The sequence below is a fragment of the Peribacillus sp. YIM B13477 genome, assembly GCF_042787955.1.
GTDB lineage: Bacteria > Bacillota > Bacilli > Bacillales > DSM-1321 > Peribacillus > Peribacillus frigoritolerans.
The window spans coordinates 147949-163853 of record NZ_JBHZPD010000007.1 but is presented as its reverse complement, the minus strand read 5'-3'; the positions used below and the strand labels follow the sequence as shown (position 1 = coordinate 163853).

Genomic DNA, 15905 nt, shown 5'->3' with positions numbered 1-15905 from the left:
AATGCCTCCTAAGTTTCTCGTAATTATAGATTTTTACTGATGACCATTCTCTGTATTTCGCTTGTACCCTCATAAATTTCAGTTACCTTTGCATCCCTGAAATATCGTTCGACCGGATAATCCGTTGTATATCCATAGCCTCCGAACACTTGGACTGCTTCTATCGCCACCTCAACGGCCGTCCTCGAAGCGAATAGCTTAGCCATCGCTGCCTCTTTACCGCAATTCAATCCTTGCGAGCGTAAATATGCCGCCCGATAGACGAGTAGCCTCGAAGCTTCTATGCTCGTTGCCATTTCTGCCAGTTTGAAACCAATCCCTTGCTGTTCTGCAATGGGTTTTCCGAATTGCTCCCTGCTTTTTGCATATTGGACAGCATGTTCCATGGCTCCTTCTGCAATACCTAGCGCTTGAGCGGCAATCCCGATCCTTCCAGCATCCAAGTTGGCCATGGCGATCTTAAAACCTTCACCTTCTTTGCCAAGGAGATTGGCTGTAGGGACTTTCATATCCTCGAATGTTACCTGCACGGTGCTCGACCCATGAAGGCCCATTTTACGTTCATCTTTACCGATGATTAAACCTGGCGTCCCTTTTTCTACGACAAAAGCAGAGATTCCCTTGCTTCCCTTTTGAGGGTCGGTTGAAGCAAAAACAATGAACACATCCGCTTCCCCGCCATTCGTGATAAAAACCTTGGACCCATTTATTCGATATTGTCCGCCTTCCTTTACTGCCACTGCCTTCGATTTCAAACTCGCAGCATCGGAACCTGAGCTTTGCTCAGTCAAACAAAAGGCCCCTAAATTTTCACCAGCGGCTAACTTAGGTACATACTTTCGCTTCTGCTCTTCCGTTCCAAAATAAACGATTGGATTTGTGCCAACAGATGTATGAACGGACAGTATGACACCAAGAGTGGGACTTACTTTGGAAATCTCATTGATGGCAATGATATAAGACATGAAGTCCATACCCGCGCCACCGTATTCTTCTGAAATCGGAATTCCCATCAAACCAAGCTCACCCATTTTTTGCAGAATCGTTTTTGGAAACACGCCTGTTTCCATTGCCTCGATATGAGGAGTGATCTCATTCTCCGCAAAAGAGCTTACCATTTTCCGCATCATTTCATGTTCTTCGGTAAACTTGAACTCCATCCTTCATCCCTCCCTGGCTGCACATCTTTCCATGATTAGTTATATTCATAAAAGCCCCGTCCTGATTTCTTGCCTAACCACCCTGCCTTTACATATTTCCTTAACAGCGGACACGGTCGGTATTTATCGTCTCCCAGTCCTTGGTGAAGGGTTTCCATTATATACAAGCATGTATCCAGGCCGATGAAGTCAGCTAGCGTAAGCGGGCCCATCGGATGGTTCATGCCCAGTTTCATTACGTCATCGATCGCTTCTTTAGTAGCGACGCCCTCATAAAGCGTATAGATGGCCTCATTGATCATCGGCATCAAAATCCGATTCGCTACAAAACCTGGAAAATCATTGACTTCCACCGGTACCTTATTCAAGGATTCAGCCATCTTTTCAACCTCTTGATAAACTTCATCCGCTGTAGCAAGTCCGCGGATGACCTCAACCAGCTTCATGACTGGAACCGGGTTCATAAAGTGCATGCCAATTACCTTTTCCGGCCTTTTCGTGGCAGCGGCTATCTCGGTAATTGGTAGCGAAGAAGTATTGGATGCAAGAATGACGTGCCGGGGCGTGATTTCATCCAACTCGGCGAATATTCTTGTTTTTATTTCCATGTTTTCCACTGCCGCTTCAATCACCAAATCTACTGCTGCTGCATTTTTCAAATTCGTTGAGGAAGTAAGCCGGGAAAGGATTGCATCCTTCTCCTCGGATTCCATTTTCCCTTTTTCAACCTGCCGCGATAGGTTTTTGGCAATAGTCCCTAAACCCTTTTCTACATACTCATCTTTTAAATCGTGTAAAAGAACTTCATAACCGCTCATTGCACAGACCTGGGCAATGCCAGATCCCATCTGTCCCGCACCAATGACCATCACTTTTTGAATGCCCATGGGAATATCCCTCCTCATTTATCTATGAAACTATTATCCTTGCTTAGGCACTTCTATTAAAATGGCATCTCCCTGACCGCCGCCACTACAGATCGCTGCGATGCCCAATCCCCCTCCGCGGCGTTTCAGTTCATGCATCAGCGTAATGATGATGCGGGCACCACTTGCCCCGATCGGGTGACCTAATGCTACAGCCCCTCCGTTTACATTCACTTTTCCCGGCTCGATGTTGGCAATTTTCCCGCTGGCCAATGCAACCGCAGCAAATGCTTCATTCACTTCAAATAAATCAATTTCCTCTATCGATTTACCTGTCTTCTGAAGAAGTTCATTTATGACCAGACCTGGCGTTTTAGGGAAGTCCTTTGCTTCCACTGCCACTTCTGCATGAGCTAAAATATAGGCAAAAGGCGTTTTCCCTTCCTTTTCAGCACGTTCCTCACCCATCAATACGAGTGCACCTGCCCCGTCATTGACACCGGGTGCATTACCAGCCGTAATGGTCCCCTCATTATTGAAAGCTGGACCCAGTTTAGCCAACTTTCCGGCAGATGTATCTTTTCTTGGGGCTTCATCATGTTCGATGGTAATTGGTTCGCCTTTTCGGACCGGCACCTGTACGGAAATGATTTCTTCTGCAAGAATTCCGCCATCGATTGCTTTTATCGCTTTTTGGTGACTCTCATAAGCCCAGTTATCTTGTTCCTCACGGGTGATTTCAAGATCCTCGGCTGTACTGTTACCGTAAGTCCCCATATGTACGCCCGTAAAACTGCAGCTTAGTCCATCCGATATCATCGTATCCTTCAGTTCCCCATCACCCATCCTTAGGCCCCACCTTGCTTTCGGAAGGATATAAGGTGCATTGCTCATCGATTCCATTCCGCCGGCAACAATGATTTCTTCTTCACCTAAGCGAATGATCTGATCAGCCAATGTGACACTGCGAAGTCCTGATGCGCATACTTTATTAATGGTTTCCGTTTTCACTTCCCAAGGCAATCCAGCATGACGGGCTGCCTGGCGGGACGGTATTTGGCCTTGGCCTGCTTGAAGCACATTCCCCATGATGACCTCGTCCACTTGGCTTCCTTCAATCCCTGCCCGAACAAGTGCCTCTTTGATTGCTATTCCACCAAGTTGTGATGCCGTCAAACTGCTAAGACCACCGCCAAATTTACCAAAAGGTGTTCTCACACCGCTAATAATCACTGTTTTCGCCATCATTATTTCCCCCTATAAGTAACATTGATTGAACGCTCGCTCAATTTGGAGTTAAAAAAATAGTGTTGTAAGCGCTTAATATTATATTATATTACACATTTTTCTCAAAAATGAAAATATTTAGTTTATAAATATTGAAAATATTGCCTGCTTCCATTTGAATCTCATTTAGAGGAAGCAGGCTATTCCATTTACAATTAAGAGGCAATCGATTTATTTTCACCAATGACCGCTTTTTCGAGTAGTTCAGCTACATCATACGTTTTAACATTTTCCTCAACTTCTTTTGCTTTCGTCCCATCAGATAGCATGGTCAGGCAATAAGGACATCCTGAGCTGATCACTGTTGGGCTGACGGCCAGCGCTTGTTCGGTACGGGCCACATTAATGCGGTTTCCAGTTTCTTCTTCCATCCACATCAAACCGCCTCCAGCTCCGCAGCACATACCCTTCTCACGGTTACGCTCCATCTCAATAAGTCTCACTCCATCAATGGATTGTAAGATTTCACGCGGCGGGCTGTAAACTTCATTGTACCTTCCCAAATAACAGGAATCGTGGAATGTAATCGTCTCATTCACCGGATATTGCGGCACCAGCCTGCCTTCACTGACAAGTTTGGCCAACAGCTCAGTATGGTGATACACTTCCGCTTCCAAGCCAAAATCCGGATACTCATTCTTAAAGATATTGTATGCATGCGGATCGATCGTCACGATTTTCGTTATTTCATTCTTCTGGAATTCTTCTATATTTTTCATGGCAAGTTCCTGAAAAACAAACTCATTACCCAATCGACGTGGAGTATCCCCTGAGTTTTTCTCCTTATTTCCGAGAATTGCAAATGTGACGCCCGCTTCATTCAATAATTTAGCAAAGGAAAGGGCAATCTTCTGGCTTCGGTTATCGTACGACCCCATTGAACCCACCCAAAATAAATACTCGAATTCTTCGTCTGCCTTTTTTAATTCCTTCACGGTTGGGACGCTGACATCTTCCCGAAGGCTTCGCCAATCTTCTCTCTCTTTACGGTTCAATCCCCACGGGTTCCCTTGACGCTCGATATTCGTCATGGCACGCTGTGCATCGGGATCAAGTCTGCCCTCAGTAAGCACTAGATAACGGCGCATATCAATGATTTTGTCGACATGTTCATTCATTACCGGGCATTGATCTTCACAGTTCCGGCATGTGGTGCAAGCCCAAAGTTCTTCTTCTGTAATGACTTCGCCAATCAGGCTAGGACTGTATGCTTCTGTTGCTGCAGCTGACTCCTGCGCCCCCTGCGCGGCACCAGCCAAAGCGATCTTATTTCCCTTCGTATTTCCAAAAACAAAAGATGGAACCCATGGCTGCTTCGTTGTAACGGCAGCGCCTGTATTTGTTAAATGGTCACGCATCTTGATTATGATATCCATCGGGGACAGCATTTTCCCGGTACCTGTAGCCGGGCACATATTCGTACAGCGACCGCACTCCACACAGGCATAGAGGTCCACCATTTGATATTGCGTCAAGTCCTCGATATATTTGGCACCGTAATATTGATTGCCTTCTTTGTCGAGAATCTCTTCTTCCAAATCAACCGGTTTCAATTTCCCCGGATTGTCCAGGCGATTAAGGAATACATTTATCGGACCGGCAATCAAATGAGCGTGCTTAGATTGCGGGATATAAACAAGGAAAGATAATATGATCAGTAAATGCAGCCACCAAGCTACATAAAAAACGACGGTTGCCGCTGTTGGCCCCATCCAGCCGAATAGAAATGCGATGCTCGATGCGACTGGCTCCGACCAGGTTGCATCGTGTCCATGCCAGATCATTCCCATTCCATTCCCCAGTAATACGGTGATCATGATACCGGTAATGAAGATGACAACCAAACCTGCTTTGAAATCCCTTTTCAAGCGAACAAGCTTTTCGACATAACGGCGGTATGCCGCCCATAGGATTGCAACAAGAACGGTAAGCGTCACAATTTCCTGGAAGAAAGTAAAGGCCGGATAAACAGGGCCGAACGGTAAATGCCACCCCGGCCTTAAGCCTTTAACGAAAAAATCAAGTGCACCAAATTGCACTAATATGAAACCATAAAATAACAAGGCATGAATGATCCCGCTCTTTTTATCTTTAAAGAGCTTCTTCTGTCCAAATACATAAACCCCTATTTTGACAAGACGATCTTTCACACGGTTATCGAATTCCACTTTTTTGCCAAGTTTTATATAAGCAATACGAGTCTTTATCAAATAGACAAACAAACCGGCGGCGTAAGCGGTTACAAGCAGGAATGCAACTAAGTTGATCCACAGTAAACCATTCATTTCCATGCAGTCTTTCCCCCTCTTTAGTAAATTGCAAAATGCCAGGTACCATTATGGGAAATTTGGCATTTTTCTGAAATTTGATTAATTCCATTATATAATGAATGAGCATTCAGTCAACTTTTTTCTTTTAAAAACCATTTAATTTTTCTGCCCCTTAATTTATATAATTCGACAAATCCATGCATTACCCTTCTGCATTCTAAAAAAATGAAGATCCTTTCCCCCTTTTTAATGGTTACTGTCAGGGAATTAGAGCCAAACTAAATATAATCATTTAGGGGGGATTTTTTTTGAAGATAATCACTACGATTGCCTCTATATTTTTATTGATCTTCTCTTGGTGCTGGGTTGATCTTAAGGTAGGGCATAAGCGTTATTTGAAGCAAGCAAACAACATTAAATATCCGCCTCGGAATAGTGAAATGACTGTATTCACATCAGGGAAAATCCTGTTTGAAGATTATATCAAGGAAGTCAGGCAAGCTCAGGATTCCATCCATATCCTTTTTTATATAGTAAAAAATGATAAATTCAGCAAGGACTTTTTGAAGTTACTGCAGTCAAAAGCGGAAGAGGGCGTGGAAGTGCGGCTTTTAGTCGATTGGATAGGGAGTAAAGGGATGTCCCGCCAAACCATTCAGGAGCTGACTGAAAGCGGCGTTCATTTTTCTTTCAGCTTTAAACCGAAACTCCCCTTCCTTTTCTATTCCATACAAAAAAGAAATCACCGTAAGATCTCGGTGATAGATGGAAAAATCGGCTATCTTGGCGGCTTTAATATCGGTAAGGAGTATATAAACCAAGGGGAAAAGCTGAACCCATGGAGGGATTACCATTTAAAAATGACCGGGGAAGGTGTAAAGGACCTTCAGGAAGTCTTCCTCTCTGATTGGTTCTATGATACAAACGAGGATTACAGAGGGACTCCTGCCTATTTTCCGACATTGACTCCCGGGACGCAGGCCCATCAGTTTGTCGTCACGAATGGCAGTGATCTTGAACAGTCACTGACACACATGATTCGTCAAGCGACTAAAAAAATCATTATCGGGACTCCATACTTCATTCCCAGTGAAACTTTATTTCAGGAATTGAGGGAAGCCCTTGCACGCAATGTTTCCGTTACGGTCATCGTACCTGAAATTTCAGACCACGCCCTTGTAAAAGAAGCTTCTTTTCCCTATTTTCGGGTACTAATAAAAGACGGGGCGGAAATCATGCAATTTCAAAGAGGGTTCTACCATTCTAAAGTGATATTGATCGATGATATAATGTGTGATATCGGTACGGCTAATTTTGATAAACGCAGTTGTTTTTTAAATAGTGAAATGAACTGCATCGTATTTGACCGGACATTTATAAAAGATGTAGAAAAGGAATTGGCAGTGGACCTGGCCGAATCCAAGCCGCTGAACGGGGACGCTCTTTCCAGTATGAATGTAGTCCGTTCCGCAAAAGAATCACTGGCTTCCATCCTTTCTCCTTTTCTTTGACAACCCTTTGCTCAAGGAGAAAAATATAATGAAAATAAGATTTGGGTTCGTATCCAATGCCACCTGTTTATGGGAGGCTTCTCCGGCTAAGACACTTACTTTCAAGCGATATAGCACACTTGGCGCAGAAAAAGGAATGGAAAAGCTCCTGGATGTGACAAGGCAGAACATTGAAAATACCTTAAGGGTCCTTCAATATAACACGGCACACCAAATAGAAGTATACCGGATGTCCAGTTCCATTGTTCCTTTAGCCACACATCCCGACATCGAATGGGATTTCGTCACTCCTTTTAAGAAAGAGTGGAAACAGCTTGGCGATTGGGCCACTGCACACAAGATGAGGATCAGCTTTCATCCCAATCAGTTTACGCTGTTCACCAGCCCTAAGCCCGAGATCACACAAAATGCAGTGAAAGATATGGAGTTCCATTATAAAATGCTTGATGCAATGGGCATTGCGGGCACCTCTTTCATCAATATCCATGTCGGTGGGGCCTATGGTGATAAAGAGTCCGCCCTTGTAAGGGTTCATGACAACCTTAAATCGCTGCCTATGCACATCAAGGAAAGAATGACTTTGGAGAATGATGATAAAACCTATACAGCATCTGAAACCCTCGGCGTATGTAAAAGGGAGGGCATCCCGCTTGTATTCGATTATCACCATCATCTCGCAAACCTTTCAGATGAGCCGCTTAACGAGCTACTCACCGAGGTGTTCACCACTTGGAATCAAGCAGGGGCGGTACCAAAGATCCATATTTCATCCCCAAAATCGGCAGGTGAATTTCGCTCGCATGCAGATTATATCGATTTGGACTTCATCATGCCCCTTTTTAAAGTGCTTAAGGATCTTGGACAGGACGCGGATTTCATGATCGAGGCCAAGATGAAGGATCGGGCAATGTTGCAGCTGATTGAAGATATGGCTAAGATTCGAGGTGTAAAAAGGGTGAGCGGCGGAGCCATTGAGTGCTAAATAACCTAAAAAAAGCGGCTGTTTCGCTAGAAACAGCCGCTTTTTTCCATTACATTTTTTCCGGTGCCGAAACCCCGATGATGGCCAATGCATTCTTTAACGTAATTTGGACGGATTTGACCAGTCCAAGACGCGCCTTACTTCTTTCCATTTCTTCAACATCCAGAACCTTATCTGCATTGTAGAAACTGTGGAATGTAGAGGCCAGGTCGAATATATAGTTCGTCATACGGTGAGGCATCCGTTTTTCGGCTGCTTCCGCTATTGCCTGCGGGAACTCTCCTAATTTCTTCAAAAGCTCCACTTCTTTTTCAGTAGCTAGGGCAGAGAAATCAGTGACTCCTTCATAGCTGATCCCTTGTTCCACACCTTGGCGTAAAATGCTGGAAATACGGGCGTGGGCATACTGTGCATAATAAACCGGGTTTTCATTGGACTGTGATACTGCAAGATCCAAATCGAAATCCATATGAGTATCCGCACTTCTCATTGCAAAGAAATAACGTGTTGCATCCAGACCCACTTCATCAATCAGGTCACGCATCGTAACTGCTTTACCGGTACGTTTACTCATCTTCATTTTCTCGCCATCCTTGTACAGGTGAACAAGCTGGATGATTTCCACTTCAAGCTGCTCGCGGTTGTACCCTAATGCTTCGATCGCTGCTTTCATGCGCGGTATATACCCGTGGTGGTCTGCACCCCAGATATTGATCAGTGTTTCAAAGCCGCGCTCCAATTTATTACGGTGATAGGCAATATCCGGTGTCAAATATGTGTAAGACCCATCCTGCTTAATAAGCACTCGGTCTTTATCATCGCCTAATTCCGTAGAGCGGAACCATGTAGCCCCATCTTCCTCGTAAACATGGCCCCTTTCCCTCAACACTTTAAGTGCTTCATCAATTTTACCGTCTTGATAGAGGGATGTCTCGGAGTACCATACATCAAATCCGACACGGAAATTACCCAAGTCCGTTTTCAGTTTTTCCATTTCATATTTCAAGCCGTACTCACGGAAAAATTCAAAACGTTCCTTCTCATCGGCATTTACATATTTATCCCCATACTCACTTGCAAGTGTCTTACCGATGCCAATGATATCTTCGCCATGATAACCGCCCTCAGGCATATCCTTTTCGAGGCCAAGTGCCTGGAAATAACGGGCTTCTATGGAAATGGCCAAATTATTGATTTGGTTACCGGCATCATTGATATAGTATTCACGTGAAACATCATAGCCTGCTTTAGCTAGGATATTACATAGCGTATCACCTACTGCTGCACCACGGGCATGACCAAGATGGAGATCACCGGTCGGGTTCGCGGAAACGAACTCCACTTGGATTTTTTCGCCTTTACCAAAGTCACTTTCCCCATATGCTTCATCCACTTTCAAAATGACAGGAACCAGTTCTGTCAAATACGCATTATTCATGTGGAAATTGATAAAACCCGGTCCTGCAATTTCAATTTTTTCGATGGATGCTTTTGAATTGTCAAAGTTTTCGATGATTGCCTCTGCTATCATCTTTGGCGCTTTCTTTGCAATCTTCGTTAATTGCATGGCCATATTCGTGGAATAATCTCCGTGTGTCTTATCTCTTGGCAGCTCCAATACAACATTCGGAATTTGCTCTTCCGTTGCTAAACCGGCTTTAATGACTGCCGCTTTAATCTCTTCTTTCAGTTTTTCCTGTACCTCTTTTACTATATTCATGCGTTATGCTTCCTCCTTGTAGGAAATCGTCATCTCATATTGACCGGGTTCGCTTCCCTGCATATGTAACGTATATTTAAGGACAAGTTTCCCTTGTTTGGCCTGCTCATCCCATTGATGATGGATCTTCTTCGCGGTCGTCCGTAATCCTAACCTGCCATATATACTTTCGTAATGCCCATTTGTCGCTTCCTGCAGGCGGAAAAGCTGCCTCATTTTAATGGCACCATTTCTAAGCAGGATCGTTTCATCCGGTTTGTGCTTGATGGTCGTTTGTGTTTGACCGGTTTCATTTTCCTCTTTATATTGCAAATATAAATCTGCACCTTTATACATTTTTGTACCAAATGTGACCAACTCATACGTTTCCGTTTCTGAACCGTGCTTGATTTTTGTCTGTAAAGTCACTTTAATAGCATGCTTATCTATATCATGAAGAGTCAAAGCTACACTTCCTTCATCATGTCGTTCTTAACTTTATAAGTATAAATATTCTTCAAGGAAGTTTCAACTTGGAGCGGAAAATAAAGTGTTAAACCAAAAGTGTGCTGTCGAAATCAAGTTGTTGCAATTCATTTGATTTTAACGCAATAATGACTCATTGGGCGTAATTATTCAAAAAGAGCCCTTCGGATTCTTTTCCATGGATAAAAAAAGACCATTCCCGCTAAAAAACAGGAACAGTCAATTCTTCCATGATTAACCTTTTTTAACCCACCCTAGGATCATTTCGCGAATCAGCTTGCTTGCCGTATTCGCAGTTTGCTCGGATGGATCATAGATCGGTGCCACTTCTACTAAATCGCAGCCGACCACATTTATTTCAGACCGTGCTATCTCATGAATCGAAGCTAAAAGCTCTTTGGAAGTGATGCCTCCACAATCAACGGTGCCTGTTCCCGGCGCGTGCGCAGGGTCAAGAACATCGATGTCGATCGTCACATATACAGGACGGCCAGCTAACTGCGGCAACACTTCTTTTAAAGGTTCAAGAACTTCAAATTTAGAGATGTGCATGCCATTTTCTTTTGCCCATTGGAATTCTTCCTTCAAACCGGAACGAATGCCGAAAGAGTATACATTTTTCGGGCCGATAAGTTCTGCGGATTTACGGATGATGGACGCATGGGAAAGCGGCTCTCCCTCATAATCCTCACGTAAATCTGTATGGGCATCCATATGGATGATGGCCATATCGGGATACTTTTTGAACATGGCTTTGATGACAGGCCATGTGACAAGATGTTCCCCTCCCATACCCATTGGAAACTTACCTGCATCCAACAAGCTGTCGACAAATTTTTCAATCATATCGATACTGCGCTGCGGATTGCCGAATGGTAATGGAATGTCCCCGGCATCAAAGAATTTAACTTCCTCTAATTCACGATCTAAATACGGGCTGTACTCTTCCAAACCAATCGAAACTTCACGAATCCGGGTAGGGCCGAAGCGAGAACCCGGACGGAAACTTACCGTCCAGTCCATCGGCATGCCGTATAGCACAGCTTCTGATTCCTCAAAAACAGGGTGGCTTTTAATGAATACATTGCCTGAATAGGCCTCATCGAATTTCATGGTCCATGCCTCCCTTACTTCACTAAATCTTGAACGAATTTAGGCAGAACGAATGCTGCTTTATGAAGTTCTTTTGTATAATATTTAGTTTCCATTTCGTGGAAACGATCTTCAGTCACTTCTAATGGATTATATTTTTTCGATCCGATCGTGAACGCCCAAAGGCCGCTTGGATACGTCGGGATATTCGCTAAATACAGGCTCGTGATTGGGAATATCTCTTTCACATCACGTTGTACATCGCGAATTAAGTCCGCTTTAAACCAAGGGTTGTCGGATTGTGCCACAAAAATCCCGTCTTCTTTCAAAGCTTTGGAAATCCCGGCATAAAAACCTTTTGTGAATAAATTGACAGCAGGTCCGACAGGTTCAGTTGAGTCGACCATGATCACGTCATATTCATTTTCACTTTTGGCGATGTGCATGAAGCCATCCCCAACTTGTACGTCTACACGCGGATCTTCAAGCATGCCTGCAATTTCCGGCAGGTATTTCTTTGAGTATTCGATGACTTTCCCATCGATATCCACCAATGTAGCTTTTTTTACGCTTGGGTGTTTAAGGATTTCACGGATAACTCCTCCGTCCCCTCCACCTACAACCAAAACGTTTTCTGGATTAGGATGGGTAAATAAAGGAACATGGGCTACCATTTCATGGTAAACGAATTCATCGCGCTGTGAAGTCATTACCATGTCATCCAGCAATAGCATATTGCCCCACTCTTCCGTTTCAATCATATCAAGCTTTTGAAACTCAGTTTGCTCCGTATGTAAAGTACGATTCACTTTCATCGTAATACCAAAGTTCTCTGTTTGTTTTTCAGTAAACCAAATGCTCATTTATTAACGCTCCTTTTCCATTTCATATTGTCAGTCACCTTATAGGTTCCCCAAAATCGGTATAGTCATTAGCTAGAAAAATTATAGACGAATCTAGCAGAATTGCAAGATAAATTTCTTAAATGCAGTTCTTATGTTTAAAATTTTCTTTTTTTTCCATAATAGTAATAGATACTAGATTCTTACCTGATAAGAGAGGTGAAAGCAATGGAATTGATTCCAAGCGAACGATTTAAAAGGACAACTAAATATGTACGGGCCTTCATTATCCTTGCCACAATCGGGCTGACAATACTCTTTGTATTGCTTCTCTCTTTACTGATTTACGCAAAAATATTAGGTCCGCCTCCTTTGGTCGTGCCGCAGTCCACTCTCTATTACAGTGATGATGGAAATGTGATCGGTGAAACAGATAATGGCCAGAAGCGTTATTGGGCCGGAATGGAGTCGATTTCACCACAGCTCATCAAAGCGACTGTAGCCGTTGAGGACCGCCAATTTTACACTCATTATGGATTTGATATAAAGCGGATCGGCGGTGCCATCCTTGCCGATATTAAGGCAATGTCCAAGGTCCAGGGTGCAAGCACCATTACCCAGCAGTATGCCCGGAACCTGTTTCTTGGGCATGACAAAACGTGGTCGCGTAAACTTAATGAGGCCTTTTATACGATACGTTTAGAAATGAACTACTCCAAAAAGGAAATTCTAGAAGGCTATTTAAATACGATTTATTATGGCCATGGCGCATATGGAGCCCAAGCTGCAAGTCAATATTACTTTGGCAAGGATGCCAAGGATCTGACTCTTCCTGAAGCGAGCATGCTGGCCGGAATACCAAAAGGGCCGTCAAACTATTCTCCATTGGATAACTTTGAAAAAGCGAAATCAAGGCAGAAAGTTGTCCTGCAATCCATGAAAAGCAAAAACTACGTTTCAGACAAGGATATCGCGGAAGCACTGCGAACATCCTTTACATTAAAAGGGGAACACGGAACGGTCACCAAGAAGACCGCTCCCTATTTCCAGGATGCCGTCAAGCAGGCTTTAAAATCTCAGCTTCATTTAGATGACCGGACGATCGAGCTCGGCGGCCTTAAGGTGTATACGACACTGGACGAAACCCAGCAGGATGCTGCCGAAGAGGTCCTTTCCAATACCATACCCAAGTCTTCAGGCATTCAAGCCTCGATAGTGGCAATGGATCCGGATACCGGGGAGGTCCGTGCGCTGGTCGGCGGTAAAGATTATTCCGAGTCTCCATTCAATCGGGCCACACAGGCCGTTCGCCAGCCTGGGTCAACCATGAAGCCATTGCTATACTATTCAGCGCTGGAGAATGGTTTCACACCGTCCACCACCTTGAAAAGCGAGACAACTACATTTTCTTTCGATGATGGTCACTCATCTTACACACCGCATAATTATAACCATCAATATGCGGAAGGCGAAATCACGATGGCTCAGGCCATTGCTCTTTCTGATAATATCTTTGCCGTAAAAACGCATTTGTTCCTTGGGGAACAGTCATTGGTCGATACCGCGCGTCGATTCGGAATCACGGCAAAGATGGATGCCGTCCCTTCCCTGGCACTCGGTACGTCAGGTGTTAGGGCGATTGAAATGGTGAACGCATACAGCATTCTGGCTAACGGCGGCAAGAAGGTGGAACCCGTGTTTATCAAAAAGGTGGAAAATCAAAAAGGTGAAGTGATTTTTGATGAAAAGGAAAAACCGGAACAGATTCTGGATAAGGACAAGGCATTTGTCATGACCCAGATGCTTACTGGTGTTTTCGATGAAACATTAAATGGCTATACGAAAGTGACCGGCAGCACCATCAGTTCCCAGCTGACCCGCCTATATGCCGGCAAATCAGGCTCCACCCCGACGGATAGCTGGATGATCGGTTACACACCGGAGCTTGTAGCAGGAGTATGGACTGGATATGACCAAGGCAAAAAGATCGAGATCCCTGCTGAAAAAGGCTATGCAAAGAAAATCTGGGCTTCCTATATGGAAAAGGGTTTAAAAGGTAAACCGGCAAAATCATTTAAGGAAACCGAAAACGTAATCGGGGTAAACGTGAATCCCGTAAGCGGAAAATTGGCCACAAAGGATTGTCCCGTCTCAAGAATGACTTATTATGTTAAAGGAACCGAGCCTGTCGAATACTGTGCCGAGCACTTTAAGGGTGAGAATCCGAAACATGCCCCAAAAGAAGAAGAACTTAAAAAGGCCCCTTGGTACAAGAAAATCTTAAAACCTTGGGGATAACGAAAAACCCCCGAAGCCTGCAGAGGCTTCGGGGGTTTTTCTGTCCTAGTTCCACAGTGACTAAACTGCTGTCTTTAAGTTTACTGATTTTATCGCTTTCCTACAAGTGCATTTTTCACTAAACTTAACATTTCATCCATCAAACGAGATTCAAACCGTCAATGACTCCTTTAGCTGATCTGAAGAACGCTCCCACATTCCCGCATCATGATTTTTCAGGAAGTCTGCGAGCACACGTTTTGATTTATCGTCCATGTCCTCAACGATGATCTTTCGTTTTAGCGATTTATCCATCCGGTTAACATGCTCCGGAAGCGATTTGTAACCGCGTCTAATTGACCTGTCGACCATCATTTCACATGCTGTCACACCTGCATAGTGCGGACCATTTTGAGTGGCTTCAATGGTCACCCAAACAAGCCAGTAGGGTTTGGCATTCGGGACTTCCTCTTTAGTCTTTAAGAACTTGATCCCTTTTTCCACTGCACTTCTTGCATGCATCGCTCCGATATCGACCTCTGCTTCACCCGCATCCACATCGATGATGACCGGGGAAATATTATCGAGTGTTAATACCCCTGCCCCATATCCGCCATGGCCTTCTGTTGGGTCGTTTTTTATAATATTGAAGCCTACCTTTTTCTTTGGTTGTTCTTCCATGTTCATATCCCCCTTTATCGTTTGTCATTCCTTATTATTGGTTAAAAAAACAAAAGTGAAAAAAATTGACTCAAGGTGCCTCCTACAAATTTAATGCCAGTATCCAAAATCGGTCTAATTGTATATTGACTCAGCGGTGTGATGATCAGGATCAAAAAAATAAGGGAGCCATATTGTTCATACTGGGTCATTTTTGCTCGCAAGTTTGCTGAAACAAGATCCTGAACGATCCTATAACCATCGAGAGGCGGCAGCGGTAACAGATTAAATACAAATAAAAGGACATTTAAATTTATGAGTATATTTAAGAAGGGCTCGACGAAAAACGGTAAATCAGGTCCAACGCCTGCCGCCAGCAACCCGTAAAAAATCAAATACCCCAAAATTGCAACAAGCAAATTACTGAACGGACCGGCAAAAGAGACGAGCACTCCTGCCAATTTTGGATTCTTGAAATGAAAACGATTGACCGGTACGGGTCTCGCCCAACCAAATCCGGCTATCAATATCAACAGAGTTCCGATCGGATCCAAATGTGAAATCGGATTCAACGTGACTCTCCCTTCATTCTTTGCTGTCGGGTCACCGAACTTATAAGCCACATACGCATGGGAAAATTCATGAACCGTAAATGCGATCAACAGTGACACAATGACATATGGAAGCTTTTCCAAAGGATAAACCAAAAACCGTTCTATTTGCTCCAAGAATTGCATCGATAGCTTCTCCCCCAATGTTTAATACCGTTAGTA

Annotated in this window: 13 protein-coding genes; 3 read left to right on the top strand and 10 right to left on the bottom strand. The window is 44.0% G+C overall.

Annotated elements, in window-relative coordinates; all coding sequences use genetic code 11:
- Positions 1-23: 23 nt before the first annotated feature.
- From ACFX4H_RS19985 to ACFX4H_RS19970, 4 genes are all read right to left on the bottom strand, one after another.
- Entirely contained in the window at positions 24-1160 is a 1137-nt protein-coding gene (locus tag ACFX4H_RS19985) for an acyl-CoA dehydrogenase (RefSeq protein WP_063589662.1), read from the bottom strand.
- Between the two features lie 35 nt (positions 1161-1195).
- Positions 1196-2047 (bottom strand): 3-hydroxybutyryl-CoA dehydrogenase, encoded by an 852-nt coding sequence (locus ACFX4H_RS19980; protein WP_048683542.1) that lies wholly within the window; start codon positions 2045-2047, stop codon positions 1196-1198.
- A 33-nt stretch (positions 2048-2080) separates the two neighbouring features.
- Complete coding sequence (locus tag ACFX4H_RS19975; protein ID WP_377436118.1) at positions 2081-3271, bottom strand: acetyl-CoA C-acetyltransferase; 1191 nt, start codon at positions 3269-3271, stop codon at positions 2081-2083.
- A gap of 197 nt (positions 3272-3468) precedes the next feature.
- Positions 3469-5598: a (Fe-S)-binding protein gene (locus ACFX4H_RS19970; RefSeq protein WP_249598106.1), complete on the bottom strand. Its 2130-nt coding sequence runs from the start codon at positions 5596-5598 to the stop codon at positions 3469-3471.
- Between the two features lie 293 nt (positions 5599-5891).
- Between ACFX4H_RS19970 and cls the strand changes: the two genes are divergently transcribed.
- Both cls and uvsE read left to right on the top strand, forming a co-directional pair.
- The gene (cls, locus tag ACFX4H_RS19965) at positions 5892-7094 is read left to right on the top strand and encodes a cardiolipin synthase (protein WP_034315880.1); all 1203 of its coding nucleotides are present in this window, start codon (positions 5892-5894) and stop codon (positions 7092-7094) included.
- A 28-nt stretch (positions 7095-7122) separates the two neighbouring features.
- The gene (gene uvsE / locus ACFX4H_RS19960; RefSeq protein ID WP_063589660.1) at positions 7123-8076 is read left to right on the top strand and encodes a UV DNA damage repair endonuclease UvsE; all 954 of its coding nucleotides are present in this window, start codon (positions 7123-7125) and stop codon (positions 8074-8076) included.
- A 49-nt stretch (positions 8077-8125) separates the two neighbouring features.
- Here uvsE and argS read toward each other — a convergent pair whose 3' ends face one another.
- From argS to speE, 4 genes are all read right to left on the bottom strand, one after another.
- Complete coding sequence (argS, locus tag ACFX4H_RS19955; RefSeq protein WP_034315885.1) at positions 8126-9796, bottom strand: arginine--tRNA ligase; 1671 nt, start codon at positions 9794-9796, stop codon at positions 8126-8128.
- Positions 9797-9799: 3 nt separating this feature from the next.
- Complete coding sequence (locus tag ACFX4H_RS19950; protein ID WP_048683553.1) at positions 9800-10240, bottom strand: YwiB family protein; 441 nt, start codon at positions 10238-10240, stop codon at positions 9800-9802.
- Between the two features lie 255 nt (positions 10241-10495).
- Positions 10496-11374, bottom strand: coding sequence for an agmatinase (gene speB / locus ACFX4H_RS19945; protein WP_377436082.1), 879 nt, complete (start codon positions 11372-11374; stop codon positions 10496-10498).
- Positions 11375-11388: 14 nt separating this feature from the next.
- Positions 11389-12216, bottom strand: coding sequence for a spermidine synthase (gene speE / locus ACFX4H_RS19940; protein ID WP_034315891.1), 828 nt, complete (start codon positions 12214-12216; stop codon positions 11389-11391).
- A 207-nt stretch (positions 12217-12423) separates the two neighbouring features.
- Between speE and ACFX4H_RS19935 the strand changes: the two genes are divergently transcribed.
- The gene (locus ACFX4H_RS19935; RefSeq protein WP_377436081.1) at positions 12424-14493 is read left to right on the top strand and encodes a transglycosylase domain-containing protein; all 2070 of its coding nucleotides are present in this window, start codon (positions 12424-12426) and stop codon (positions 14491-14493) included.
- 150 nt (positions 14494-14643) lie between these two features.
- On the opposite strand, the gene ACFX4H_RS19930 is transcribed toward ACFX4H_RS19935, so the two are convergent.
- Both ACFX4H_RS19930 and ACFX4H_RS19925 read right to left on the bottom strand, forming a co-directional pair.
- Positions 14644-15153, bottom strand: a complete 510-nt coding sequence (locus ACFX4H_RS19930; protein ID WP_063589657.1) for a YwhD family protein — start codon at positions 15151-15153, stop codon at positions 14644-14646.
- 41 nt (positions 15154-15194) lie between these two features.
- The gene (locus ACFX4H_RS19925; protein ID WP_237752193.1) at positions 15195-15869 is read right to left on the bottom strand and encodes a site-2 protease family protein; all 675 of its coding nucleotides are present in this window, start codon (positions 15867-15869) and stop codon (positions 15195-15197) included.
- Between the last annotated feature and the right edge of the window lie 36 nt (positions 15870-15905).

Excerpts from the sequence above, each read along its gene's own strand:
- ACFX4H_RS19980 (WP_048683542.1), bottom strand. The coding sequence starts at position 2,047 with ATGGGCATTCAAAAAGTGATGGTCATTGGTGCGGGACAGATGGGATCT.
- speE (WP_034315891.1), bottom strand. The coding sequence starts at position 12,216 with ATGAGCATTTGGTTTACTGAAAAACAAACAGAGAACTTTGGTATTACG.
- ACFX4H_RS19975 (WP_377436118.1), bottom strand. The coding sequence starts at position 3,271 with ATGGCGAAAACAGTGATTATTAGCGGTGTGAGAACACCTTTTGGTAAA.
- ACFX4H_RS19970 (WP_249598106.1), bottom strand. The coding sequence starts at position 5,598 with ATGAATGGTTTACTGTGGATCAACTTAGTTGCATTCCTGCTTGTAACC.
- ACFX4H_RS19985 (WP_063589662.1), bottom strand. The coding sequence starts at position 1,160 with ATGGAGTTCAAGTTTACCGAAGAACATGAAATGATGCGGAAAATGGTA.
- uvsE (WP_063589660.1), top strand. The coding sequence starts at position 7,123 with ATGAAAATAAGATTTGGGTTCGTATCCAATGCCACCTGTTTATGGGAG.
- argS (WP_034315885.1), bottom strand. The coding sequence starts at position 9,796 with ATGAATATAGTAAAAGAGGTACAGGAAAAACTGAAAGAAGAGATTAAA.
- ACFX4H_RS19935 (WP_377436081.1), top strand. The coding sequence starts at position 12,424 with ATGGAATTGATTCCAAGCGAACGATTTAAAAGGACAACTAAATATGTA.
- ACFX4H_RS19925 (WP_237752193.1), bottom strand. The coding sequence starts at position 15,869 with ATGCAATTCTTGGAGCAAATAGAACGGTTTTTGGTTTATCCTTTGGAA.
- ACFX4H_RS19930 (WP_063589657.1), bottom strand. The coding sequence starts at position 15,153 with ATGGAAGAACAACCAAAGAAAAAGGTAGGCTTCAATATTATAAAAAAC.
- speB (WP_377436082.1), bottom strand. The coding sequence starts at position 11,374 with ATGAAATTCGATGAGGCCTATTCAGGCAATGTATTCATTAAAAGCCAC.